Origin of the sequence: Actinoplanes oblitus, from assembly GCF_030252345.1 — a bacterium.
GTDB lineage: Bacteria > Actinomycetota > Actinomycetes > Mycobacteriales > Micromonosporaceae > Actinoplanes > Actinoplanes oblitus.
On record NZ_CP126980.1, the window covers coordinates 1,180,395 to 1,203,803 of the forward strand.

Here is a 23,409-nt window from a genome sequence, read left to right on the forward strand (position 1 = left end):
ATAGCCGATATGCCCACTCACACCCATCCATCAATCGCGTTGAGTGCGCTGAAGTGGAGATCCGCGGCGGGTACCGGGGACAAAGGGAATGGAAGGGAAGTTTCTGATGGCCCGGAAGCTGGCTGTCACGGACGTCTTTACGTATTCTTCCGGGGCGCATCTCACCCGGGCCGGCCGTCCACTTCTGATCGGCCGGTTCCCGGGCCGCGGATGTGTCGCCGTTTTCTGCCGAACCCCTCGGGCGGAGCTTGATGAGAAGCCGCAACTGGTCGATCAGATCGAAGATCATCGCGATGGTCGCGGTGCCGCTCGCCGCGCTTCTCGCGCTCTGGGTCTTCGCGACGGCGGCGACGGCCGGACCGGCGATGGATCTGCTGAACGCCCGGGACGTGGTGCTGCGGATGGGCGACCCGGGTCTGCAACTGATCGCGCAGCTGCAGCGGGAGCGCCACTTCTCCGCCGTCTACCTGGCCGCCAAGCAGACACCGGGCACCGAGCTGAAGGTCCAGCGGGCGGCGACCGACGCGGCGATCGCCGACTTCCGGCGCGCCGCCGCCGGACTGGACGTGTCGGCTGACCTGAAGGTCCGGGTCGGGACGCTGTTCCAGCACTTCGACGCGCTGCCGGCCACCCGGGCCCGGATCGACGCGCGCGAGGTCCGGCTGCTCGACATGGTGAACACGTACAACGACGTGCTGGACGCCGGCTTCGACGTCTCCGCCACCGCCGCCGTCTTCTTCCACGAGAAGGTCGACCGGGAGGTGCGTGGCCTGATCACCGGGTACCGCGGGCTGGAGTACCTGTCCCGGGTGGACGCGACGCTGGCCGGGGCGAACGCGTCCGGCAAGGTCGACGAGCGGACCCGCGGCCAGCTGATCGAGGACGTCGCGACCTCGCGGTACCTGCTCAAGTCGGGCGTCGCGGACATGCCGGAGCGGGCCCGCGGCGACTACGCCCAGCTGGTCACCCGCGGTTCCACCTTCGTCACGCTGGACGTGCTGCAGAACAGGCTGCTCAACCTGAGCTACACCGGGGCCGCGCCGCCGGTGAAGGGCACCGAGTGGCAGCCGGTCTTCGACCAGGTCTCCGCCGAGTTACGGGCGTTCGAGCTGCGTACCGTCGACGCGGTCGCCTCGGACGCCACCCCGCTCGCCATCACCGTCTTCCTCTGGCTGGGCCTGTCCGCGCTGCTCGGCCTGGTCGCGTTCGTGCTGGCCATCTGGGTGTCGGTGCGGGTCGGCCGGTCGATCGTCGGCCGGCTGATCAAGCTGCGCCGGGAGGCGCTGGAGATGGCCTCCGAGCGGCTGCCCACCGTGGTCCGGCGCCTGCAGCGCGGCGAGGCGGTCGACGTGGACGTGGAGACGCCCCCGCTGGACTACGGCAAGGACGAGATCGGCCAGCTCGGCCAGGCCTTCAACGACGTGCAGCGCACCGCTGTGCAGTCCGCCGTCGACGAGGCGAACGTGCGGCGTGGCATCAACGAGGTCTTCCTCAACATCGCCCGGCGTAGCCAGACGCTGCTGCACCGCCAGCTCTCGCTGCTGGACAAGATGGAGCGCCGGGAGACCGAGCCGCAGGAGCTGGAGGACCTCTACCGGGTCGACCACCTGGCCACCCGGATGCGGCGGCACGCCGAGGACCTGGTCATCCTGGCCGGGGCGGCGCCCGGCCGGGGCTGGCGCAACCCGGTGCCGGTGATCGACGTGGTCCGCGGGGCGATCAGCGAGGTGGAGGACTACAAGCGGGTGGACATCCGCACGGTGGCCGCCTCCGCGCTCTTCGGCCGGGCCGTCGGTGACGTCATCCATCTGCTCGCCGAGCTGATCGAGAACGCCGCCTCGTTCTCCCCGCCGCACACCCGGGTGCAGGTCTCCGGGCAGCTGCTGCCGAACGGGTACGCCATCGAGGTGGAGGACCGCGGCCTGGGCATGTCCGCGGAGGCGCTGGAGCAGGCGAACCGGCGGCTGGCCGAGCCGCCCGAGTTCGACCCGGCGGACAGCGCCCGGCTGGGCCTGTTCGTGGTGGCGCAGCTGGCTCACCGGCATCACATCCGGGTGTCGTTGCAGGCCTCGCCGTACGGCGGGATCACCGCGGTGGCGCTGCTCCCCGGCGACCTGGTCACCGAGGCGCCCGCGCCCACCGCCGTCGGTGGTCGCGCCACCCCCAAGTCGCTGGCCGGCCCCGGTGCGGACGGCCCGGCCGAGCCCGCCCCGGCCGTCCCGCAGTGGCCCGGCGGCGGCGAGCTGCAGCAGGTGCCGGCGGTGCCCCGGCAGCGGACTGGCAACGGCGAGTCACTGCCGGCGCACGGGCTCAACGGGAGCGAGCCCGGCGGTGCCACGCCCGGCGGTCCCATGCCCAGCGCGGTCGCGTCCGAGCTCAGCCCGGACGGCCTGGTGCAGCGCAAGCGGGTCCGGCGCACCCCGCGGGTGCCACCGGCCGAGTTGCCCCCGGCGGCCACCGCCGGTCAGCTCGACGACGTGGCGGGCGCGCTCGGCGCACCCCGCTCGGTGCCCCGCAACTCGGCGCCGCTGATGCCGACCTCGGCCGCGCCGCTGTTCACCAGCGCGGAGCCACCGACGCCAGTCGCACCGACCTCGGCCGCGCCGATGTTCGCCGCGCCGACCTCGGCGCCGCCGGCCGGCAACGGTGCTGGTGACGAACCGACCGTACGGCTCGGTCCGGACGGCCTGCCCAAGCGGGTCCGGCAGGCCAGCCTGGCCCCGCAGCTGCGCAATCCGGTGGTCGAGCCGGAGTCCACCGCGCCGCAGCGGTCGCCGGAGCAGGTACGTACGCTGATGAGCGCGCTGCAGCTGGGCACCACCCGGGGGCGCATCCAAGCCTCCAAGGTGGCCGGCGAGAGCGCCGGCAAGGCAGTATCCGGGGCCGACGGCGATGCGGCCGGCGACCGTGCCGGAAGCCCCGGCGGTAATGACAGCAACAGGCCGGAGAAGGACGCATAGTGGCACAGACGACGAAGCAGAGCGCGAACCTCACCTGGCTCCTCGACGATCTCGTCGAGCGGGTGCCGACCGCACAGCAGGCCGTGGTGCTCTCCGCGGACGGCCTGATGCTGGGCGCCTCGGCCGCGATGAGCCGGGAGGACGCCGAGCACCTCTCGGCGATGGCGGCCGGGTTCCAGAGTCTGGCCAAGGGCGCGAGCCGGCATTTCGGGGCCGGGCAGGTCCGCCAGACGGTGGTGGAGATGGAGGAGGCGTTCCTCTTCGTCACCGCCGCCGGACAGGGCGCCTGCCTGGCCGTGCTGGCCTCGGCCGACGCCGATCTCGGGCTGATCGCCTACGAGATGGCGATGCTGGTCACCCGGGTCGGTCAGACGATGAGTGCCCCGGAGCGCACGTTGGCGCCCGATGCCCGCTGAACCTGCCGACATGGCACACGACTGGATGGATCACGACGCCGGGCCGGTGGTCCGCCCGTACGCGATGACCCAGGGCCGCGTCGCACCGTCCGGTGGCGACTTCGACCTGGTCGCGTTCGTGGTGGCCACCGTGCCGGACCTGGCGCCGGGCATCCAGTTGCAACCGGAGCACCACGCCATCGTGGCCGCGGCCTGGGAGCCGATCTCGGTGGTCGAGGTGGCGTCCCACCTGGACCTGTCGATCGGCGTGGTCCGGGTTCTGCTCGGTGATCTACGCTCGGCGGGTCTCATCTCGCTGTACGAACCCCCGGCGGCAACCCAGCCGCACGACGTCGACGTTCTCAAGGCGGTTGTCAATGGACTCCGTGCGCTCTGACCGCGCCAGCGGCTCGCGCATCCCGGTCGCCCTCAAGATCCTGATCGCGGGCGGCTTCGGCGTGGGCAAGACCACCATGGTCGGGTCGGTCAGCGAGATCCGCCCGCTGCAGACCGAGGAGATCCTCACCGGGGCGGAGGGCGCCGACGACCTGTCCGGTGTGGAGGGCAAGACCACCACCACCGTGACGATGGACTTCGGCCGGATCACCATCACCGAGGACCTGCAGCTCTACCTGTTCGGCACGCCCGGGCAGGACCGGTTCTGGTTCCTCTGGGACGAGCTGTCGCAGGGCGCGCTCGGCGCGGTGGTGCTGGCCGACACCCGGCGGCTGGCCGACTGCTTCCCGTCGATCGACTACTTCGAGCAGCGCGGCACGCCGTTCGTGGTGGCGGTGAACGACTTCGACTCCGCGCAGCGGTTCGGCCCGGAGGCGGTGGCCCGTGCCCTGGACCTGGACCCGGGCGTACCGGTGGTGCTCTTCGACGCCCGCGACCAGGTGGCCGCCCGCAACGTGCTGATCGAGCTGGTGGAGTACGTCGCCCGCCGGCAGTTCGCCGCGGCCGGCACGCTGAGCTAGGCCGTGTTTCGGAGTCCGACCGGGGCTGCGGCGTGGCCCAGAGCGCGCCTGGCAGCGTCCGCGAAACACCCGCATACCGGTGTTGTATGTGGGTGTTTCGCGGACGCTGCCAGCCACACTCTGGACCTCGCCTCGCACTCGGTCGGACTCCGAAACACGGCCTAGGTGCTCGATTCCAGGCAGATCAGCCAGGACGCGGCCCGGCGCAGCCGGCGCGGGGTCAGCAGGCCCCGCGTCACCAGGTCGGCGGGTTGCCGGTACGGCCCCGTGTAGTGCCGGTCCAGCCCGATCCGATGCGCCTCGGCCGGGCCGATCCCGGGCACCCGGGCCAGCACCTCCGGCGGCGCGTTGTTCAGGTCGACCAGGCCGCCGTCGTCGAGGTACCGGATCAGGTCGGGCCGTCCGATGCCGGCCTGTGCCGCGGCCGCCGGGTCGAGCGCGGCGAATCGCCGGGCCATCTCGCGCCGGGTCCGGGCCGAGCGGGTGTCGCCGCCGTGCACGGCGAGGATGATGCCGTGCACCGTGGAGCCCAGCCAGAGGGCCAGCCAGGACATGACGGCGACGCCCTCGGCGGCGGTGGTGGTCTCCGAGTCGATCGGCGACGGATCGATCTCGAACCACATGACGATCCACGGCAGCGCGACGAGGTACAGCCCGGCGACGGCGTAGTGGTACCACCGGCCGCGCTGGATCGCCGCGTACAGGAAGTAGACCCAGGCCGCCACGCCGCAGGTGAGGAACGGCGCGGCCGCCGCGGCGGCGATCTCCAGCCAGCGGGGGTGGCCGCTCGGTGGCGCGAGGGTGGCCGGCGGGAACGGCGCCGGCGAGAACGGGGCGCCCGGCGGCGGTGACACCGGGCGGTACGGCGGCGGTGACACCGGATCCGGTGGCGGTGGCTGCTCCAGCTCGCCGCGCAGGATCCGCCGGTGCACCTCCTGCATCCGCTCACCCGGCTCGGCGCCGAGCTCGTCCAGGAAGAACTCCCGGGTGTCCCGGAACACGGCGAGTGCCTCGGCCTGCCGCCCGGCCCGGTGCAGCGCCAGCATCAGCCGCTCCCGCAGGCCCTCCCGCAGCGGGAACTCGTGCGTCAGCCGGGTCAGCTCGCCGACCAGCCCGGCGTCGTCGCCGGTGGCCAGCCGTAGATCCGCCCACAGCTCCCAGGCGCCGGCCCGGTCGTCGGCCAGCCGGGTGCGGGCCGCCTCGAACACCGGCCCGCCGAGCCCGTCCAGGGCGTCGCCGTGCCAGAGCGTGAGCGCGGCCCGGACGATCTCGGCGGCCGCGCCGTCGCGCCCGGCCCGCTGCTCGGTCCCGGCCCGGGCCAGCTCGGCCCGGAACACGTCGGCGTCCAGCGCGCCCTCGCCGACCGCCAGCGTGTAGCCGCCGGCGGAGAGGACGAGCGACTCGCGGCCGAGGGCCCGGCGCAGTCCGGCGACGTACTTCTGCACCACGTTCGCGCCGTTCTCCGGCGGCTCGTCACCCCAGACCGCGTCGACGATCCGATGGGTCGGCACCGGCCTGCCGGGGCTCAGCAGCAGCACGGCCAGGACGGCCCGTTGCTTGGCCGGGCCGAGGTCGACGGGGTCGGGTCCGCGGAAGGCGCGCACCGGGCCGAGGATTTCGAACCGTGCTTCCGGTTCCACCCCCTATGACCAGCACTTTCCTTGACACGGCAGCGGAACGGCAGCCGGCAGCAGCATAGCCGCAGCGCGACGGCAGACCCACCCGGGAGCCTTTGATCCGTCGATGCACGAACGTAGAGGGATGGAACGATGACTGTGCTGACCAAGCGACTCGCCGCGGTGGCGGCACTGATGATCCTGGGCGGCTGCGGCCAGGCCGCCGGGCCCGAGGCGGCGAAGCCGGCCGCGCCCACTCCCGCCGAGGTCCTGAAGAAGGCGGTGCCGAGCACCGCTACCGACGTCTTCCACTACGCGATCACCGGTGGCGTGCAGACCGGGTCCGGCGTCGTCGACAGCGCCAAGAAGACGATGACCATCGACGTCACCCAGAAGGAGCCCGACGCCGGGTTCACCATGACGATGAAGCTGCTGATGGTCGGCGACGACGCGTGGGCCAAGATCTCGTTCGGCGGCGACACGACCGGCCTGGACCTGCCCGCGCTGCCGAAGAAGTGGATGAAGCTGGACGCCGCGAAGCTCGGCGCGGACGCGCAGGACATGACGTACGACGGTCAGATCGACCCGGGCAACGTGAGCACCCTGGTCGACGCGGCCGCCGGCCTGACCGAGAAGTCGCCGGGTCACTTCGCCGGCACCGTGGACCTGACCCAGGCGGCCGACGCCGACATCGTCGAGGCGGAGACGCTCAGCGCGCTCGGCGACAAGGCGCGGGCGGTGCCGTTCGAGGCGACGCTCGACGCCCGGGGCCGGGTCAGCACCGCGACCGTGCGGGTGCCGGCCGCCGGCAAGAGCAAGGCGCTCACCTACCACGTCACCTACGACCAGTACGACAGCGCCCGGTCACCGTCCGCGCCGACCGGCTCGGCCCAGGTGAAGGCGCCGAAGGCGGCCTACGACCTGCTGAACGGTTAGGCCGGGGCGGGGCCGGTGCTGTCTCGCACCACCAGCGTGGCAGGCAGGAGAAGGTGCGGGATATCGGGGGAGTGCCGCAGCGCCGCGTTCAGCAGCGCTGCGGCGTTCCGCCCCTTCTCCGTCACGTCCTGGCGGACCGTGGTCAGCGCCGGCTGCGTCTGGGTGGCGATCGGGCCGTCGTCGAAGCCGACCAGCGAGACGTCCGCCGGGACGCGCAGCCCCAGGTCGTCGGCGGCCTGCCGGACGCCGACGGCGGTGACGTCGGAGAAGCACAGCACGGCGGTCGGCCGGTCCGGGCGGGACAGCAGCTCGCGGGCGTCCGCGCGGATCAGGTCGACCCGCTCGAACGGCCGCCGGATGACGACCGGGGTGATCCCGGCCGGGCCGAGCACGTCGTTCCAGCCCAGGCGGCGCTGGATCGAGGCGTACCCCTCGGCCGGCACGTCCCGGTCGGCGATCAGCCCGTACGGCCCGTGCGTGCCGACGGTGGCGTACGCGATCCGGGTGTGCCCGAGGCCGACCAGGTGCCGGGCGGCGTCCCGGGCGGCCTCCCGGTCGGCGACGTTGACGCAGGCGTAGCCGTCGACCGGCGCCTGGTCGACGAAGACCAGCGGCAGCCGGCGGCGGCGCAACCAGCCGACCGCCGGTGAGGTCGGGTCGCAGGAGTAGACCAGCGCGCCGTCCATCGCCACGTCCCGGGCCGGGATCAGGTCCCCGGTCGACGCCGAGCTGAGCAGCGTGATGGCGAGCCCGGTGGGGGCGAGCTCCTCGGCGATCGCGCCGAGGAACCCGCCGGCCACCAGGTCGGTGAAGGCGTAGCGCAGCGAGTCGGTGAGCAGGATGCCGATCGTGCCGGTGGTGCCCTTGGCCAGCGCGCGGGCGGTCGGGTCGGGTCCGGCGTACCCCAGCTCCCGGGCGGCGTCCAGGATCCGCTCGCGCAGGGTGGGGGAGAGCTGGTCGGGCCGGGAGAACGCGTTGGAGACCGTCATCCGGCTCACGCCGACGCGGTCGGCGATGGTCTGCAAGGTCACCCTGGGCACCTCTACACGGTAGAGCGCCCCCGGGATCACCGGAAAAGAGCTTCGGGCCGCCGGCCGCCCGGCGCGACGGCTGCGGCGACGCGGTACAGCACGCGGGCCAGCGACAGGCGCAGACGCGGCGGTTTCTCGACGAACGGCACGACCGGCGCGTCCGGCCGGGCGCTGAGCACCTCGCGGTTGGTGTCGTGCACGCCGCGCAGGTAAGCGGTGGGAAGTTCCATGACGTCCTCCTCTCTGTACCGGTACAGTAGCGCGCGTCTTCTGTACCGGTCAAGAAGCGGACCGCGCCAAGGTGGCCGGCCCACCTGTGATGGGATCGGAGGATGGGCGCGAACGCTGAGTACGTCTTCGTCGGGTGCTACACCGCTGACAAGGGAGGTGAGGGTGACGGCATCACGCTGCTGCGGCGTGATCCGGCCACCGGCGCGCTGACCCGGCTCGGCCTGGCCGCGCGCACCCCGTCACCGTCCTTCCTCACCCAGCACCCCACCCTCCCGGTCCTCTACGCGGTCAACGAGCTGGACGAGGGCTCGATCTCCGCCTTCACCGTCGCTCCGGACTGCTCGCTGATCCCGCTCGGTGTCCGCTCCACCGGCGGCGCGGACCCCTGCCACCTCGCGGTCACCGCGGACGGCCGGCACCTGGTGGTGGCCAACTACACGAGCGGCTCGGTGGCAGTGCATCCGCTGGACGACGACGGCGCCCCGGGCGAGCGCAGCGACCTGCTCACCCTGGCCGGCTCCGGCCCGGACGCGGAACGGCAGGCCGGCCCGCACGCGCACATGGTGGTGCCGGACCGCAACGGCCCGGACGTGCTGATCTCCGACCTGGGCTCGGACCGGGTGTGGCGGTCCCGGCTGGACCCGGTCTCCGGCCGGCTGGGCTCGCCCGAGCCGGCGGTGGTGGCGAAACCCGGCACCGGGCCGCGGCACCTGACCCGCTCGGCGGACGGCGCGCTGCTGCTGGCCGGCGAGCTGTCCGGCACGCTCGGCTGGTACCGCGCGGCCGGCGGACCGGTCCTGGAGGCGCGAGGGGAGGTGGCCGCCAGCAAGGTGACCGGTCCGGTTCATCCGTCCGAGGTGACCGCCGGCCGTGACGGCCGCTTCGTGTACCTGGCGAACCGCGGGCCGGACACCGTGTCGACGTTCGCCTGGGACGGGGAGAGCGCGACCCTGATCGCCGAGACATCGACCGGCGGCACTTGGCCACGACACATGATCTTGATTGGTGATCACCTCTACGTAGCCAATGAGCGTTCACACAACGTGACAGTTTTCCGGGTCGATCCGGACCGTGGAATACCGGCCGCGGAAGGGGATCCGGCCACCGAGCCGAGCCCCACCTGCCTGCTTCGGTGGACCCCGACAATGATCAGGCCATAGGCCAGATCGGGCACCCGGGCAGGTCCGTGATCTTTGCCGTGAAATCGGGCACCCGGGTGCCCAAACGTGATACTGATCGAGATGGCGTCGTCACGCTCGGTGTTTTCTAGATCGGAGAACGCCAATCTGAGTAATTTTCGACCGAACGTATATGGCATTCAGGTCTCGACATGCGCACTATGGAGCGCGTGTCTGGCCGCCATCGTAGGAACTTCAACTTAAAAGGGGCGGGCGTCGTTGGTGGAGCGATGGCGATCGTCGTCGTTATCGCGGGAACGTGGTTCGGATACAGCCAGCTGGCTGATTCCGGCTGCACCGGCTCCATCAAGCTGAACGTCGCCGCCACCCCTGAGATATCACCCGCCGTCACCAACGCTGCGAACAAGTGGTCGCAGGGCGGGGGCAACGTGAACGGCACCTGTGTGTCCGTCAACGTGGAGTCCCTCCCCTCGGCCGACGTCGCCAGCGCGATCGCGGGACAGCACGGGGTCAACCTGTCCGGCCTGGGGCAGCCGTCCGGCGCCATCCAGGTGCCCGACGTGTGGCTCCCGGACTCGTCGACCTGGCTGCTGCGCCTGCAGAACGAGGCCTCCGGCTTCACGCCGTCCAAGGTCACGTCGGTGGCGCAGAGCCCACTGGTCATCGCCATGCCCGAGCCGATCTCCAAGCAGCTCGGCCTGCAGGGCAAGAAGGTCGCCTGGAGCTCGCTGCTGGGGCAGATCAAGGCGTCCGACGGCCCACGGTTCGGCATCGTGAACCCGGCCCGCGACGCGTCCGGTCTCGCCGCGCTGATGTCGATCGGCTCGGCCATCGGCGCCGGCCAGGGCAGCGTCCCGAAACTGGTGGACGCGCTGACCTACCTCGCCAAGAGCCGCTCCGAGCTGCGCGACGAGTTGCTCGAGTCGTTCCCGAAAGCGACCGACGAGGGCACCCTGCTGGAAAGCCTCGGCGCCGCGCCGCTCTCCGAGGAGGACGTGATCGCGTACAACGCGAAGCGGCCGCCCGTCGCGCTGAGCGCGCTCTACCTGGAGCCCAACTCGGTGCCGATGGACTACCCGTACTCGGTGCTGCCGCAGGTGGTCGACGGTCAGAAGATCGACGCCGCGCAGGCTCTGCTCAAGCAGCTGACCGCGTCCTCGTTCAAGAACGAGATCTCGGCACAGGGCCTGCGTGCCCCGGACGGCACGTACGGCTCCAGCTTCGTGGCCCCGGCCGGCGCCCCGCCGGCGTCCCCGGCGATCAGCGCGCCCGCGGCCGGCAGCGACAAGGGCGGGACGGCCGCGGCCGGTCTGGACGCCACCGCGGTCAGCAAGGTGGTCGGCTCCTGGAACGCGACCACCCAGGCCGGTCGGGTGCTGGCGGTCTTCGACGTCTCCGGCTCGATGAACCGTCCGGTGCCCACCGCCAACAACGCCTCCCGGGCGGACGTCACCAAGGCGGCGGCCACCACCGGTCTCAGCCTGTTCAGCGACGAGTGGGCGGTCGGCGTCTGGCGCTTCTCCACCGACATGGGGCCGAACCACCGGCCCTGGGAGGAGCTCATCCCGATCACCTCGCTGCGCAGCAACCGGAAGGGTGTTCAGGCCACCATCCCGCGGCTCACGCCGAAGGAGGACGGTGACACCGGGCTCTACAACACGGTGCTCGACGCGTACAACTACGCCAAGGCGAACTGGAAGCAGGGCAAGGTCAACTCGGTGATCCTGTTCACCGACGGCGAGAACGACAACGTCAACGGCATCGACCAGGCGCAGCTGCTCGCCCAGCTGAAGAAGGTCCAGGACCCGAAACGCTTCGTCCGCCTCGTGCTGATCGGCATCGGCAACGACGTCAACAAGAACGAGCTCGGCACGATCCAGAAGGCGGTCCGCGGCAGCGGCCTCTACTTCGCCCCGGACCCGACCAAGATCACGGATATCTTCCTGCAGGCGATCGGTTCGCGCACCGGCGTCGAGTAAGAGCCGGCACGACCCACGCGGCCGCCGTCCCCACCGGGGCGGCGGCCGCGACCACTTCGCCGCCGATGTCCACACCCTTCGGCGTACGCCCTCAGCCCGCCCGCCGCAGCCAACCGGCCGGGTCGTCACGCACCCCGCGGATCACCGTGTCCGCCGCCCCGCGCACCGCCGCGTCCGCCCCGAGCCGGGCGGCCCGCAGCGTCACCGGCGCCAGCCCGGCGGTCAGCACCCGGCGCCGCAGCTCCGCCTCGATCCCGTCGCGCAGCCGCTCGAAGTACGGCGCGTAGGCCCCGCCCAGCACGATCACCGGCACGTCCAGCAGGTTGACCACGGTGGACAGCGCGATGCCCAGCGCGGCGGCGGCCCCCGGCTCGTCGGCCGCGAGCGCCTCCTGGCCGGCGTACTGCTCCAGGCAGCCGGTCGCGCCGCACCGGCACGGTTTCCCGTCCGGGTCCACGGTCAGGTGCCCGATCTCGCCGCTCCAGCCCCGCGCGCCGCGGTAGAGCTCGCCGTCGATCACCAGTCCGGCGCCGATGCCGATCTCGCCGGAGACGTACAGGAAGGTCTGCTCGCCGCCGGCCACCCGCAGCTCGCCGAGCGCCGCGAGATTCGCCTCGTTGTCCACCGTCACCGGTAGGCCGGCCAGCTCGGGCACCTCGCGCAGCAGGGCCGGGGCGGCCACGTCCTGCCAGCCGAGGTTGGGCGCGACCCGGACCACGCCGGCCGAGACCAGGCCGGGCACGGCCAGCGTGGCGCCGGCCACGACCAGCCCGTCGGCCTCGGCGGCGAGCCGGGCGCGGGCGGCCAGCCCACCCAGCGCGGCGAGCGCGTCGGCGGCGGCGGCCGGGCGCTGGTCGGCGTGCTCGATGAAGCGCTGCCGGACGGCGCCGGTCAGGTCGACCACGCAGGCCGCCAGGTAGTCGACGTTGATCTCCAGGCCCAGCCCGGCCGGGCCGGCCGAGGTGAGTGCCAGGCCGGCCGCCGGACGGCCGGCGCCGGTCCGCGGCGGCGGGTCCAGCTCGATCAGCAGCCCACCCTCGATCAGGTCGTCGACGAGCGCCGAGACGGTGGCCCGGGTGAGCCCGGTGGCCGCCGCGACGGCCGCGCGGGATGGGGGATTCGCCCTGTTCGCCACGGTGTTGAGAACCAGCGCGAGATTATGGGCCCGCACGCTGGACTGCCGGACGGGAGTGCTGGAGGGGGAGGACATCCGGGCCGTCACGGCCTTGACAATGCCACACCGCCGCCAAATAATTCAACCAATAAACAAATCGAACGCGTTTCCCGGAGGTAACCGTGTCGGTGCAGGCCACTCGTGATGACAAGTTCTCCTTCGGTCTCTGGACCGTCGGCTGGCAGGCGCGCGACCCGTTCGGTGACGCCACCCGCCCGGCCATCGACCCGGTCGAGACCGTGCACAAGCTCGCCGAGATCGGGGCGTACGGCGTCACGTTCCACGACGACGACCTGGTGCCGTTCGGTGCCGACGCGCAGACCCGTGACGGCATCGTCGCCGGGTTCAAGAAGGCGCTCGACGAGACCGGCCTGATCGTCCCGATGGTGACCACCAACCTGTTCACCCACCCGGTGTTCAAGGACGGCGGCTTCACCAGCAACGACCGCAACGTCCGGCGCTACGCGCTGCGCAAGGTGCTGCGCCAGATGGACCTCGGTGCCGAGCTGGGCGCCAAGACCCTGGTCCTGTGGGGCGGCCGGGAGGGCGCGGAGTACGACTCGGCCAAGGACGTCAAGGCCGCCCTGGACCGTTACCGCGAGGCGCTCAACCTGCTCGCGCAGTACTCGGAGGACCGGGGCTACGGCTTCCGCTTCGCCATCGAGCCGAAGCCGAACGAGCCCCGCGGCGACATCCTGCTCCCGACCGCCGGCCACGCCATCGCGTTCACCCAGGAGCTGGAGCGCCCCGAGCTGTTCGGGATCAACCCCGAGGTCGGCCACGAGCAGATGTCGAACCTCAACTTCACCCAGGGCATCGCCCAGGCGCTGTGGCACGGCAAGCTCTTCCACATCGACCTGAACGGCCAGCACGGCCCGAAGTACGACCAGGACCTGGTCTTCGGCCACGGCGACCTGCTCAACGCGTTCTCCCTGGTCGACCTGCTGGAGAACGGGCTGGACGGCGGCCGCGCCTACGACGGCCCGCGGCACTTCGACTACAAGCCGTCGCGCACCGAGGACCTGGACGGCGTCTGGGAGTCGGCAAAGGCGAACATCCGGATGTACCTGCTGCTCAAGGAGCGGGCCAAGGCGTTCCGCGCCGACCCCGAGGTGCAGGCCGCCCTGGCCGCGTCCAAGGTCGCCGAGCTGAGCACCCCGACGCTCAACGCCGGCGAGAGCTACGCCGACCTGCTCGCCGACCGCAGCGCGTTCGAGGACTTCGACGCGGACGCCGTGGGCGCGCAGGGCTACGGCTTCGTCAAGCTCAACCAGCTCGCGATCGAGCACCTGCTCGGGGCCCGCTGACCATGGCGCTGGTTGCCGGGATCGACAGCTCGACCCAGTCGTGCAAGGTCGTGATCCGTGATGCCGAGACCGGGAAGCTGATCCGGCAGGGCCGGGCCGCGCACCCGGACGGCACCGAGGTGCATCCGGACGCCTGGTGGGCCGCGCTGCGGCAGGCGATCGAGGAGGCGGGCGGTCTCGACGACGTGGCCGCCGCCTCGGTCGCCGGGCAGCAGCACGGAATGGTCGCGCTGGACGCGCGGGGCGAGGTGGTTCGGCCCGCGCTGCTCTGGAACGACACCCGCAGCGCGGGCGCCGCCGCCGACCTGATCCGGGAGCTCGGCGGGCCGGACAGGTGGGCGGACGCGGTCGGCATCGTGCCGGTCGCCAGCTTCACGCTGACCAAGCTGCGCTGGCTGGCCCGCGCCGAGCCGGAGAACGCCGCCCGGGTGGCAGCGGTCTGCCTGCCGCACGACTGGCTGACCTGGAAACTGTCGGGCTCCACCGACATCGCGGACCTCAAGACCGATCGCAGCGACGCCAGCGGCACCCTCTACTGGTCGGCCAAGACCAACGAGTACCGGCACGACCTGCTGGAACTCGGCTTCGGCCGCAAGCTGATGGTGCCCGAGGTGCTGGGCCCGACGGGCGTCGCGGGGCACCTGCCCAACGGCGCCCCGCTGGGCCCGGGCGCCGGTGACAACGCGGCGGCCGCCCTCGGCACCGGCGCGCTGCCCGGCGACGTGATCGTCTCGATCGGGACGTCCGGCACGGTCTTCGTCTCGTCCGACGCGGCGCCGGTCGACCCGAGCGGCACGGTGGCCGGCTTCGCCGACACCACCGGGCGGTTCCTGCCGATCGTCGTCACCCTCAACGCCGCCCGGGTGCTGGACGCGGCCGCCACCCTGCTCGGCGTCTCGCACGACGAGCTGTCCCGGCTCGCGCTCACCGCGCCCGCCGGGGCGGACGGCCTGGTCCTGGTGCCGTACCTGGAGGGCGAGCGGACCCCGAACCGGCCGGACGCCACGGGCGCGATCCACGGGCTCACCCTGCGTACCTCCACCCCGGCGCACCTGGCCCGGGCCGCCGTGGAGGGCATGCTCTGCGCCCTCGCCGACGGCCTGGACGCGCTGGTCGGGCAGGGTGCGCTGGCGAACCGGATGGTGCTGGTCGGCGGCGGCGCCAAGAGCGAGGCGGTGCGACGGATCGCGCCGGCCCTGTTCGGCAAGCCGGTGCTGGTCCCACCGCCGGGCGAGTACGTCGCCGACGGCGCGGCCCGGCAGGCGGCCTGGATCACCCTGGGCGGGGACGTCCCGCCCGCCTGGTCCGCGGAAACCCCCGCGACGTACGAGGACGACCCGGTCCCGTTGATCCGCGAACAGTACGCTGCCGCGCAGCACGCGGTACTCGACCGGACCCGCTGATCGGTTCCGGCCGGCTCGCCTGGGGAGCCGGCCGGAACTTTTTCCCGGAAAGTTGTTGTCGCCCCGCCTGGACCACATCTACGTATCGGCCGCATCCCCGGCGGCCCATCCCCATACGTAGGAAGGATCCGCAGTGGCGACTCGCAAGCGGAAACTGCTGGGCGCGGCGGCGGTGCTCGCCGTCCCGGCCGGCCTGATCGGCTGGGCGGTGCTGCCGTCGGAGGCGGCCACCGCCCCGGCGGCCGGTGGTGTCTACACGCTGGCTGTGAAGAAGAGCGGCATGTGCGTCGATGTGCCGTCGGCTGCCAAGGACGACAAGGCGCTGTTGCAGCAGTGGGGTTGCACCGCGAATGCGGCTTGGCAGCAGTTCCAGGTGGTGGCGCGGGGCGGCAACTTCCAGTTGAAGAACGTCAACAGTGGCAAGTGTGTCGACGTGCCGTCGGCGTCCACCGCCTCGGGTGTGCAGCTGTGGCAGTACACCTGCGGGACCGGCACCAATCAGCAGTGGAGGTTCGTGGCCTCGGGTACCGGCACGTTCCAGATCGTCAGCGTGAGCAGCGGGCTGTGCGTCTCCGACCAGGCCGCCTCGACCGCCTCGGGCGCGGCGATCATCCAGGAGACGTGCACCGCCAACTCGAACAAGCAGTGGGCGTTCACCCCGGTCACCGGCGCCACCACCCCGCCCACCGGGGGCACCTTCACCGTCGCGTCGGACGGCACCGGCAAGTACCGGACGGTGCAGGCGGCGATCGACGCGGTGCCGGCGAACAACACCAGCCGGGCCACCATCACCATCAAGCCGGGTACCTACCGTGAGGTGCTCACGGTGCCGTCGAACAAGCCCTTCGTCACCCTGGCCGGTGGTGGCGGCGCGGCGTCCGACACGGTGCTGGTCTACAACAACTCCGCGCACACCAGCGGCACCTCGGGCAGCGCCAGCGTCTCGGTGGCGGGCAAGGACTTCGTCGCGTCGAACCTGACCATCGCCAACGACTACGACGAGAACACCTACGAGGACGGCGACCAGGCCGTGGCCCTGAAGCTGGGCGGCGACCGGGCGACCCTGGACAACGTGCGGCTGCTCGGCGACCAGGACACGTTCCTGCTCAACAGCGGGCGGTCGTACATCAAGAACTCGTACGTCGAGGGCACCGTCGACTTCATCTTCGGCGGCGGCACCGGGGTCTTCAACGCCACCAGGGTCCACGAGAAGCGGACCACCGGCGGGCCGATCACCGCGGCCAGGACCGACGCGGCCAACCCGTACGGCTTCCTCTTCTACAAGTGCACGATCACCGGCGCCACGAACAACACCACGCAGCTCGGCCGGCCGTGGGGTCCGGACGCGCAGGTGCTGTACCGCGAGTCGTCGCTGAGCGCGACCGTCAAGACCGCGCAGCCGTGGATCGACATGTCGTCGAACTCCTGGCAGAACGCCCGTTTCCTGGAATACCGGAACACCGGCTCGGGCGCGACGACCAACAGCAACCGGCCGCAGCTCAGTGACGCGCAGGCCGCCAACCACACCCCGCAGAAGTACCTCGCGGGCACCGACAACTGGAACCCGGTGGGCTGATCATGACGAAGAAGCGCATTCTCCTGTCCGCGGCCGTGCTGGCCGTCCCGGCCGCGATCGTCGGCTGGTCGGTCCTCCCGTCGAACGCGGCCACCGTGCCGGCCGCGGGCTCCACCTACACGCTGGCTGTGAAGAAGAGCGGCATGTGCGTCGATGTGCCGTCGGCTGCCAAGGACGACAAGGCGCTGTTGCAGCAGTGGGGTTGCACCGCGAATGCGGCTTGGCAGCAGTTCCAGGTGGTGGCGCGGGGCGGCAACTTCCAGTTGAAGAACGTCAACAGTGGCAAGTGTGTCGACGTGCCGTCGGCGTCCACCGCCTCGGGTGTGCGGCTGTGGCAGTACACCTGCGGGACCGGCACCAATCAGCAGTGGAGGTTCGTGGCCTCGGGTACCGGCACGTTCCAGATCGTCAGCGTGAGCAGCGGGCTGTGCGTCTCCGACCAGGCCGCCTCGACCGCCTCGGGCGCGGCGATCATCCAGGAGACGTGCACCGCCAACTCGAACAAGCAGTGGGCGTTCACCCCGGTCACCGGCTCCACCGCGACCCCGGCACCGACCGCGTCCGGCGGCCGGACCTGGTCCGACACCGCTGACGGCTTCGCCTCGACCGGCGGTGGCACCACCGGCGGTGCGGCCGGCACCACCGTCACCGTGAAGACCCAGGCCGACCTGACCAAGTACGTCACCGCCGCCGAGCCCTACGTGATCAGGGTGGCCGCGCCCATCACGATCACCCCGAAGGGCACCGAACTCAAGGTCACGTCGAACAAGACCATCGTCGGCGCCGGGACCAGCGGCCAGATCCTGCAGGGCGGTTTCTTCCTGGGCGCCGGCGTGCGGAACGTGATCATCCGCAACCTGACCATCAAGGACGCCGCGATGGCCGAGGACGACCCGGACGACAAGGTCTACGACTACGACGGCATCCAGATGGACACCGCCGACCACATCTGGATCGACCACAACACCATCACCAACATGAACGACGGCCTGATCGACAGCCGCAAGGACACCACGTACCTGACCGTGTCGTGGAACGTCCTGTCGAACGAGAACAAGGCGTTCGGCATCGGCTGGACGGACAACGTGACCGCCCGGATGACCATCCACCACAACTGGATCCACGACACCAACCAGCGCAACCCCAGCGTGGACAACGTCGCGCTGGCGCACCTCTACAACAACTACATGCAGAACATCACGTCGTACGGGAACCTCTCCCGTGGCTCGACCAAGCTGGTCCTGGAGAACAGCTACTTCGATCACGTGGTGAACCCGTACTACAACGACACGTCCGCCGCGCAGCTCAAGCAGTCCGGCAGCGTCGTGGTGAACTCCAGCGGCAAGCAGCAGACCAACGGCTCCGCCTTCAACCCGAAGGACTACTACTCGTACGCCCTGGACGCCGCCGCCGACGTCCCGGCGCTGCTGAAGAAGTACGCCGGTCCGCAGGCCACGATCGGCAACTGAGCCCTCCACGGGAGAGGGGAGCGGCCCCGGGACCGTGGGAGCAGTCCCGGGGCCGTCCATCAAGCCGCCGTGCGCCAGTCGGCGGCGAAGGCCCGCGCCGGGTTGGTGATCAGGACGGCGGTGGCCACGTCGCCGCCGATCTCCCGTTCGAGGCGCGGCCGCAGGCCGCTGAGCAGGAACGGCATGCCGGGCCCGTCAGCGGTCGAGCGGGCGGCGGCCGTCACGGTGTCCCCGCCGAGCAGGATCCGGTCCGGATGGCCGGCGTCCACCAGCGCGGCGATGCTGTCCAGCAACCGCCAGTCGGTCTGGTGATGGGCCCGGGACGGCCCGTCGAACGCCACGTACGCGCCGGCCTCGGCGACCGCACGGTGCACCCGCGTATCCGGGAACCGGTGCAGGTGCCCGAGGATCACCCGGCCGGGCGGCACCCGGTGCGTGTCGCAGAGCAGGTCGAGCAGGTCGAGCGCGGCGGTTCCGCCCTCCAGGTGCACGCCGATCGGGGCGCCGGTGGCGTGATGGGCCCGCGCCGCGGCGGCGGCCACCCGCCGGGCGTGGTCGTCGAGATGGTGGTAGCTCCCGGCGATCTTGATGAGGCCGGCGCGCACCGGAGCGGTGGTCAGCTCGCCGATGAACAGTTCGGGCAGTCGCTCGTACACGTCCCGCAGCCGTTCGGGGTCGTAGTGTTTCGCCTGGTGCAGGCCGGTCGCCGCGACGATGTGCACGCCCGAGCGCCGGGACAGCGCGGGCAACTCCTGGTGCCGGCCGCCCATGCCCCACGGGGTCCACTGGATCACCGTGCCGCCGCCGAGCGCCGCGAACGCGGCCAGCTCGGTCAGCGCCGCCGCCGGGTCGTCGAGTTCCTGACCCGCCAGGGCCGGGGAGCGCAGGAACAGGTGATCGTGCGCGTCGCACACGCCCAGCGCCGCCGGTTCGACGTCACCCAGGACGGTACGCACCGCCGCGCTCACTGCGGATCACCGCCCGCGTGCTCGACGGCGTCCAGCGCGGCGCCCACCACCCGCAGCCCGGCCAGCGCCCTGGGCACGCCGATGTACGGCGCCAGGTGCACGAACACCTCGACGATCTGCTCCCGGTCCAGGCCGACCCGCAGCGAGGTCCGCACGTGCCCGGTGAGCTGCGGGTCCACGCCGCCGAGGGTGGCGAGCGCCGCGAGGTTCACCAGCTGCCGGTCGCGCAGCGACAGCCCGTCCCGCTGGTAGGTGCCGCCGAACAGGCTGGTGACGACCCAGTCGGCGAAGCCGGGCGCGAGCCGCTCGACGGCCGGCAGGGTGGCCAGCCGCGTCGGCTCGTCCTGCAGGACGTCCAGCATGCGATAGCCCCGGTCGCGGTCGAGCGTCGCCGGAGCCAGGTGTTCGGACAGGTCGGGCATGGCTACCCCCTCGATCGGTGTAACGGTTGAGCCGTTACGGGCAACGTAGCAGACGTAACGGGTGAAGCGTTACCATCGTCGGGTGACCACCCATGACCCGCTCGCGCTCCGGTACGACTGCGGCGCCGTCTGGCTCAACCTGCTCGCCACCCGGGGCCGGGCGTTCAGCGCCGACCCGGTCGAGCGGCTGACCGGCCCCGAGCGGCTCGCCGAGTGGCTGGAGCGGAGCGAGCTGTCGCCGGTCCGCCCGCCCGGCCCCGAGGATCTGGCCCTCGCCCGCGAGCTGCGTGAGATGCTGCGCCCGCTGGCCCTGGCCACCGTCGACGGGGTGCCGCCCCCGCCCGCCGCCGCGGACCGGCTGGCCGTGTTGCTGGCCGAGCAGGATGCCCCGCCGCGATTGATCACCGGTGACCGGCTCCGGCTCGCGCCGCCGGCGACCGCGCGCGAGGCGTTCGCCAGGATCGCCCGGCAGGCGGTCGATCAGCTCACCGGCGCCGACCGGCACGCGCTGAAGGTCTGCCCGGAGGACGACTGCCGCGGTGTCTTCGTCGACCCACCGGGCCGGCGCCGCTGGTGCCCGTCACCGGCCTGCGCGAGCCGCGGCCGGGTCCGCGCGCTGCGCGCCCGCCGGGCCGCGCACGAGCGATAACCGGGTCCGCGCCATCCGCGCGCTGCGCGCCCGCCGGGCCGCGCACGAGCGATAACCGGGTCCGCGCCATCCGCGTGCCGCGCGCCCGCCGGGCCGCGCACGAGCGACAACCGGGCCCGCGCCAGCGGAACCGGTGGTCGTCGCGGCGCCGCCGCCCTGCCCGCCGGCTCGACTGTCGCTAACCTCTACCCGTGATGGGCAGGGGCGGCACCGTGCACCGCGGCTACAGCGTCGCGGTCTTCGTGATCCTGGCGTCCCTGGACAACGTGGCGATCGGCATCGTGCCGCCGCTGTACGGCAGCATCGGCGACGCCTTCGGAGTGGGCGAGGCACGCATCGCGCTGGCCACCACGACCATGTTCCTGATCAGCGCCGTCGCCGCGATCGGCTGGGCGTACGCCGGTGACCGCACCGACCGCAAACCGGTGCTGCTCATCGGCACCCTGATCTGGGTCGCCGGCACCGCCTGGTCGGGGCTGGCCGACGGCTATCCCGCGTTTCTGCTCGCCCAGGTGATCGCCGCGTTCGGGCTGGGCGCCGTCGCCTCGGTGAGCTTCTCGGTGGTCAGCGACCTGATCTCACCGCGGCGCCGTGGCCTGGTGATGAGCTTCTGGGGCCTGTCGCAGGGCCTCGGGACGCTGGCCGGCACCCTGACCGGCGGCATCCTGGGGCACACCGACTGGCGGGAGCCGTTCCTGGTGACCGCGGCGGCCGGGCTGGTGGCCACGGTGCTCTACCTGTTCACCTACAACGTGCCGCGCGGCGAGAGCCAGCCGGAGCTGGCCGGTGTCGAGTACGACGAGCGGATCCACCACGACCACCTGCCGATCATCCTGGGCCGGCGCACCAACGTCTGGCTGATCCTGCAGGGCGGCACCGCGCAGATCGCCTTCGGCTCCCTGGTCTGGCTGCCGGTGCTGTTCCGCGCCCGCGCCGAGGACCAGGGCTATTCGACAGGCACCGCGGTGCTGGTGGGCAGCGCGTTCGCGACGATCTTCCAGCTCGGGGCGGCACTGTCGATCCTCGGCGGGCTGGCCGGGGACCGGCTGCAACGGCGTACGCCACGAGGCCGGGCCCTGGTGGCGGCGGTCGGTGTGCTGGCAGCGGTCCCGTTCTACGTGGTGTTGTTCTTCGTCCCGATGACGATCACCGTGCCGGACGGGGCGGGCACCGGCGCGGTGATCCGCGGCGTGCTGGACAACGTGGTGACCGAGCCGACCGTCGCCGCCTGCCTGGGCATCGCGGTCTTCGCGTTGATGCTGACCTCGGCCAACTCGCCGAACTGGTTCGCCATGATCGCCGACGTGAACCCGCCCGAGCACCGCGGCACCGTCTACAGCCTGGGGAACCTGGTCAACGGCGTCGGCCGGGCCGGTGGGAACGCCCTGGTCGGGGTGGCCTTCCAGCGGCTCTCCGGCGCGTTCCCGCCGCCGCTGAACTACGCGGTCGGGCTGGCCGCGTTCCAGTTCTTCTTCATCCCGACCGGGGTCATGTACTGGCTGGCTAGCAGGACGGTGGCGGCGGACATGGCCGGCACGCACGCCGCCCTGCTGGCCAAGGCCTCAGCGAAGGGCCCAGACGGTCACGTCGGTGGGGACCCGGCCGTCGTCGCCGAGGGGCTCGCTGCTCAGCAGGATCCGGACGCCATCCGGTAACGGCACGGCGGACGGGCCGAAATTGGTCAGCACCAGAACGTCCTCGTTGTGGAACGCCAGGGTGCTCGCCGCGGACTCGATCCAGGTCAGCGACCCGGCACCGAGCCCGTGCTCGCGGCGCGACCGCAGCGCCGACCGGTACAGCTCGTAGGTCGAGCCGGGCACGTCCACCTGCCGGTCCAGCGCGTACTCCGCCCAGGCCGTGGGCTGCGGCAGCCAGCTGTGGTCGCCCGGCCCGAAACCGTAGGACGGCGCGTCGGCCTCCCACGGGATCGGCACCCGGCAGCCGTCCCGCCCGCGCTCCGCGTGCCCGGACCGCTCCCGGGCCGGATCCTGCCGGAACTCGTCGGCCATCGTGGTGTGCTCCGGCAGTCCCAGCTCCTCACCCTGGTAGAGGTAGGCCGAGCCGGGCAGGCCCAGCATCAGCAGCGTGGCCGCCCGGGCCCGGCGCAGGCCCAGCCCGGTGTCCGGCTGCGGATCGCCGATCCCGATCCCCGGCTTGCGCTTCTCGTCCACCGGGTAGCCCAGCCGGGACGCGTGCCGCACCACGTCGTGGTTGGACAGCACCCAGGTGGTGGTCGCGCCGACCGCGCCGGTGGCGGCCAGCGAGGAATCGATCACCTCGCGCAGCTCGCCCGGCTTCCAGGGCGCCTCCAGGTAGGGGAAGTTGAACGCCTGGTGCATCTCGTCCGGCCGGACGTACCGGGCCAGCCGTTCCTCGGGCTGCACCCAGGCCTCGGCGACCAGGATCCGGTCCGGTGAGTAGCCGTCCAGCACGGCGCGCCACTCCCGATAGATCTCGTGCACGCCCTCCTGGTCCCACATCGGCGGCGGCGGACCGGCCGGCTCCAGGCCGCCGAGCACGGTGGCCGGCTGCGTCCAGTCGGTCAGCGCGGCGTCCTTGACCAGGCCGTGTGCCACGTCGACCCGGAAACCGTCCACCCCCCGGTCCAGCCAGAACCGCAGGATGTCCAGGAACTCGGCGCGGACCTCCGGATGGTCCCAGTTCAGGTCGGGCTGCGAGACGTCGAACAGGTGCAGGTACCACTGGCCGTCCGGGACCTGCTCCCAGGCCGGCCCGCCGAAGACGCTCTGCCACGAGTTCGGCGGTTCGTCGTGGAAGATGTAGCGGTCTCGCTCGGGGCTGCCGGGCGGCGCGGCGAGCGCGGCCCGGAACCAGGCGTGCTCGCTGGACGTGTGGTTCGGCACCAGATCCACGATGATCTTCAGGCCGAGGTCGTGTGCCGTGCCGATCAGCTTGTCGGCGTCGCCGAGGGTGCCGAACCGCGGGTCGACGTCGCGGTAGTCGGCGACGTCGTAGCCGGCGTCGTGCTGCGGGCTGACGTAGAACGGGGAGAGCCAGACGGCGTCGACGCCGAGCTCGCGGAGGCGGGGCAGGCGGGCGGTGATGCCGGGCAGATCGCCCATCCCGTCGCCGTTCCCGTCGGCGAAGGACCGCGGATAGATCTGGTAGATGACAGCGTCGCGCCACCAGGCGTCAGTGGAGGGCATGCCGCCAGCC

The 23,409-nt window shown here is 71.9% G+C and carries 20 protein-coding genes; 13 read left to right on the forward strand and 7 right to left on the reverse strand.

Features of this window, described 5'->3' with window-relative positions:
* Positions 1-251: 251 nt before the first annotated feature.
* The 4 genes from Actob_RS05300 to Actob_RS05315 are packed head-to-tail and all read left to right on the forward strand — an operon-like array spanning position 252 to position 4,332.
* On the forward strand, positions 252-2,960 hold the full coding sequence (locus Actob_RS05300; protein ID WP_284918931.1) for a sensor histidine kinase: 2,709 nt from the start codon (positions 252-254) through the stop codon (positions 2,958-2,960).
* Positions 2,960-3,376 (forward strand): roadblock/LC7 domain-containing protein, encoded by a 417-nt coding sequence (locus tag Actob_RS05305; protein ID WP_284918932.1) that lies wholly within the window; start codon positions 2,960-2,962, stop codon positions 3,374-3,376. Before Actob_RS05300 ends, Actob_RS05305 begins: the two co-directional genes overlap by 1 nt.
* Positions 3,366-3,752 (forward strand): DUF742 domain-containing protein, encoded by a 387-nt coding sequence (locus Actob_RS05310; protein WP_284918933.1) that lies wholly within the window; start codon positions 3,366-3,368, stop codon positions 3,750-3,752. Before Actob_RS05305 ends, Actob_RS05310 begins: the two co-directional genes overlap by 11 nt.
* On the forward strand, positions 3,733-4,332 hold the full coding sequence (locus tag Actob_RS05315; protein WP_284918934.1) for a GTP-binding protein: 600 nt from the start codon (positions 3,733-3,735) through the stop codon (positions 4,330-4,332). Before Actob_RS05310 ends, Actob_RS05315 begins: the two co-directional genes overlap by 20 nt.
* A gap of 161 nt (positions 4,333-4,493) precedes the next feature.
* Here Actob_RS05315 and Actob_RS05320 read toward each other — a convergent pair whose 3' ends face one another.
* Positions 4,494-5,936 carry a BTAD domain-containing putative transcriptional regulator gene (locus tag Actob_RS05320; protein WP_284918935.1) on the reverse strand — a complete coding sequence of 481 codons (1,443 nt, stop codon included), beginning with the start codon at positions 5,934-5,936 and terminating at the stop codon, positions 4,494-4,496.
* A gap of 165 nt (positions 5,937-6,101) precedes the next feature.
* On the opposite strand from Actob_RS05320, the gene Actob_RS05325 reads away from it, so the two are divergent.
* Positions 6,102-6,884, forward strand: a complete 783-nt coding sequence (locus tag Actob_RS05325; protein WP_284918936.1) for a hypothetical protein — start codon at positions 6,102-6,104, stop codon at positions 6,882-6,884.
* Here the strand turns inward: Actob_RS05325 and Actob_RS05330 are convergent.
* Both Actob_RS05330 and Actob_RS05335 read right to left on the reverse strand, forming a co-directional pair.
* The gene (locus Actob_RS05330) at positions 6,881-7,915 is read right to left on the reverse strand and encodes a LacI family DNA-binding transcriptional regulator (protein WP_284918937.1); all 1,035 of its coding nucleotides are present in this window, start codon (positions 7,913-7,915) and stop codon (positions 6,881-6,883) included. The genes Actob_RS05325 and Actob_RS05330 overlap by 4 nt on opposite strands.
* Before the next feature lie 35 nt (positions 7,916-7,950).
* A complete protein-coding gene (locus tag Actob_RS05335; protein ID WP_284918938.1) occupies positions 7,951-8,145 on the reverse strand; it encodes a hypothetical protein in 195 nt (64 codons plus the stop codon).
* Positions 8,146-8,247: 102 nt separating this feature from the next.
* Between Actob_RS05335 and Actob_RS05340 the strand changes: the two genes are divergently transcribed.
* Together Actob_RS05340 and Actob_RS05345 are read left to right on the forward strand one after the other, a co-directional pair.
* Positions 8,248-9,306, forward strand: coding sequence for a lactonase family protein (locus Actob_RS05340; RefSeq protein ID WP_284918939.1), 1,059 nt, complete (start codon positions 8,248-8,250; stop codon positions 9,304-9,306).
* A gap of 248 nt (positions 9,307-9,554) precedes the next feature.
* On the forward strand, positions 9,555-11,264 hold the full coding sequence (locus Actob_RS05345) for a substrate-binding and VWA domain-containing protein (protein ID WP_284918940.1): 1,710 nt from the start codon (positions 9,555-9,557) through the stop codon (positions 11,262-11,264).
* A gap of 91 nt (positions 11,265-11,355) precedes the next feature.
* Here the strand turns inward: Actob_RS05345 and Actob_RS05350 are convergent, their stop codons facing one another.
* Positions 11,356-12,486, reverse strand: a complete 1,131-nt coding sequence (locus tag Actob_RS05350) for an ROK family protein (RefSeq protein WP_284918941.1) — start codon at positions 12,484-12,486, stop codon at positions 11,356-11,358.
* Positions 12,487-12,560: 74 nt separating this feature from the next.
* Between Actob_RS05350 and xylA the strand changes: the two genes are divergently transcribed.
* From xylA to Actob_RS05370, 4 genes are all read left to right on the forward strand, one after another.
* Positions 12,561-13,745: a xylose isomerase gene (xylA, locus tag Actob_RS05355; RefSeq protein WP_284918942.1), complete on the forward strand. Its 1,185-nt coding sequence runs from the start codon at positions 12,561-12,563 to the stop codon at positions 13,743-13,745.
* Positions 13,746-13,747: 2 nt separating this feature from the next.
* Positions 13,748-15,148 carry a xylulokinase gene (gene xylB / locus Actob_RS05360; RefSeq protein WP_284918943.1) on the forward strand — a complete coding sequence of 467 codons (1,401 nt, stop codon included), beginning with the start codon at positions 13,748-13,750 and terminating at the stop codon, positions 15,146-15,148.
* 133 nt (positions 15,149-15,281) lie between these two features.
* On the forward strand, positions 15,282-16,724 hold the full coding sequence (locus Actob_RS05365; protein WP_284918944.1) for a pectinesterase family protein: 1,443 nt from the start codon (positions 15,282-15,284) through the stop codon (positions 16,722-16,724).
* 2 nt (positions 16,725-16,726) lie between these two features.
* Positions 16,727-18,193, forward strand: coding sequence for an RICIN domain-containing protein (locus tag Actob_RS05370; protein WP_284918945.1), 1,467 nt, complete (start codon positions 16,727-16,729; stop codon positions 18,191-18,193).
* 59 nt (positions 18,194-18,252) lie between these two features.
* On the opposite strand, the gene Actob_RS05375 is transcribed toward Actob_RS05370, so the two are convergent.
* Together Actob_RS05375 and Actob_RS05380 are read right to left on the reverse strand one after the other, a co-directional pair.
* On the reverse strand, positions 18,253-19,149 hold the full coding sequence (locus tag Actob_RS05375) for a phosphotriesterase family protein (RefSeq protein ID WP_284918946.1): 897 nt from the start codon (positions 19,147-19,149) through the stop codon (positions 18,253-18,255).
* An 8-nt stretch (positions 19,150-19,157) separates the two neighbouring features.
* Positions 19,158-19,583, reverse strand: a complete 426-nt coding sequence (locus tag Actob_RS05380) for a carboxymuconolactone decarboxylase family protein (protein ID WP_284918947.1) — start codon at positions 19,581-19,583, stop codon at positions 19,158-19,160.
* An 82-nt stretch (positions 19,584-19,665) separates the two neighbouring features.
* Between Actob_RS05380 and Actob_RS05385 the strand changes: the two genes are divergently transcribed.
* Entirely contained in the window at positions 19,666-20,232 is a 567-nt protein-coding gene (locus Actob_RS05385) for a CGNR zinc finger domain-containing protein (protein WP_284918948.1), read from the forward strand.
* 194 nt (positions 20,233-20,426) lie between these two features.
* Complete coding sequence (locus Actob_RS05390; protein WP_284922239.1) at positions 20,427-21,887, forward strand: MFS transporter; 1,461 nt, start codon at positions 20,427-20,429, stop codon at positions 21,885-21,887.
* Here Actob_RS05390 and Actob_RS05395 read toward each other — a convergent pair.
* On the reverse strand, positions 21,795-23,399 hold the full coding sequence (locus Actob_RS05395; protein ID WP_284918949.1) for a glycoside hydrolase family 13 protein: 1,605 nt from the start codon (positions 23,397-23,399) through the stop codon (positions 21,795-21,797). The genes Actob_RS05390 and Actob_RS05395 overlap by 93 nt on opposite strands.
* Positions 23,400-23,409: the final 10 nt, after the last annotated feature.

Coding starts and splice junctions, on each gene's coding strand:
- Actob_RS05345 (WP_284918940.1), top strand. CDS start 9,555: ATGGCGATCGTCGTCGTTATCGCGGGAACGTGGTTCGGATACAGCCAG.
- Actob_RS05380 (WP_284918947.1), bottom strand. CDS start 19,583: ATGCCCGACCTGTCCGAACACCTGGCTCCGGCGACGCTCGACCGCGAC.
- Actob_RS05370 (WP_284918945.1), top strand. CDS start 16,727: ATGACGAAGAAGCGCATTCTCCTGTCCGCGGCCGTGCTGGCCGTCCCG.
- Actob_RS05315 (WP_284918934.1), top strand. CDS start 3,733: ATGGACTCCGTGCGCTCTGACCGCGCCAGCGGCTCGCGCATCCCGGTC.
- Actob_RS05300 (WP_284918931.1), top strand. CDS start 252: ATGAGAAGCCGCAACTGGTCGATCAGATCGAAGATCATCGCGATGGTC.
- xylB (WP_284918943.1), top strand. CDS start 13,748: ATGGCGCTGGTTGCCGGGATCGACAGCTCGACCCAGTCGTGCAAGGTC.
- Actob_RS05325 (WP_284918936.1), top strand. CDS start 6,102: ATGACTGTGCTGACCAAGCGACTCGCCGCGGTGGCGGCACTGATGATC.
- Actob_RS05395 (WP_284918949.1), bottom strand. CDS start 23,399: ATGCCCTCCACTGACGCCTGGTGGCGCGACGCTGTCATCTACCAGATC.
- Actob_RS05390 (WP_284922239.1), top strand. CDS start 20,427: ATGGGCAGGGGCGGCACCGTGCACCGCGGCTACAGCGTCGCGGTCTTC.
- Actob_RS05340 (WP_284918939.1), top strand. CDS start 8,248: ATGGGCGCGAACGCTGAGTACGTCTTCGTCGGGTGCTACACCGCTGAC.
- Actob_RS05310 (WP_284918933.1), top strand. CDS start 3,366: ATGCCCGCTGAACCTGCCGACATGGCACACGACTGGATGGATCACGAC.
- Actob_RS05335 (WP_284918938.1), bottom strand. CDS start 8,145: ATGGAACTTCCCACCGCTTACCTGCGCGGCGTGCACGACACCAACCGC.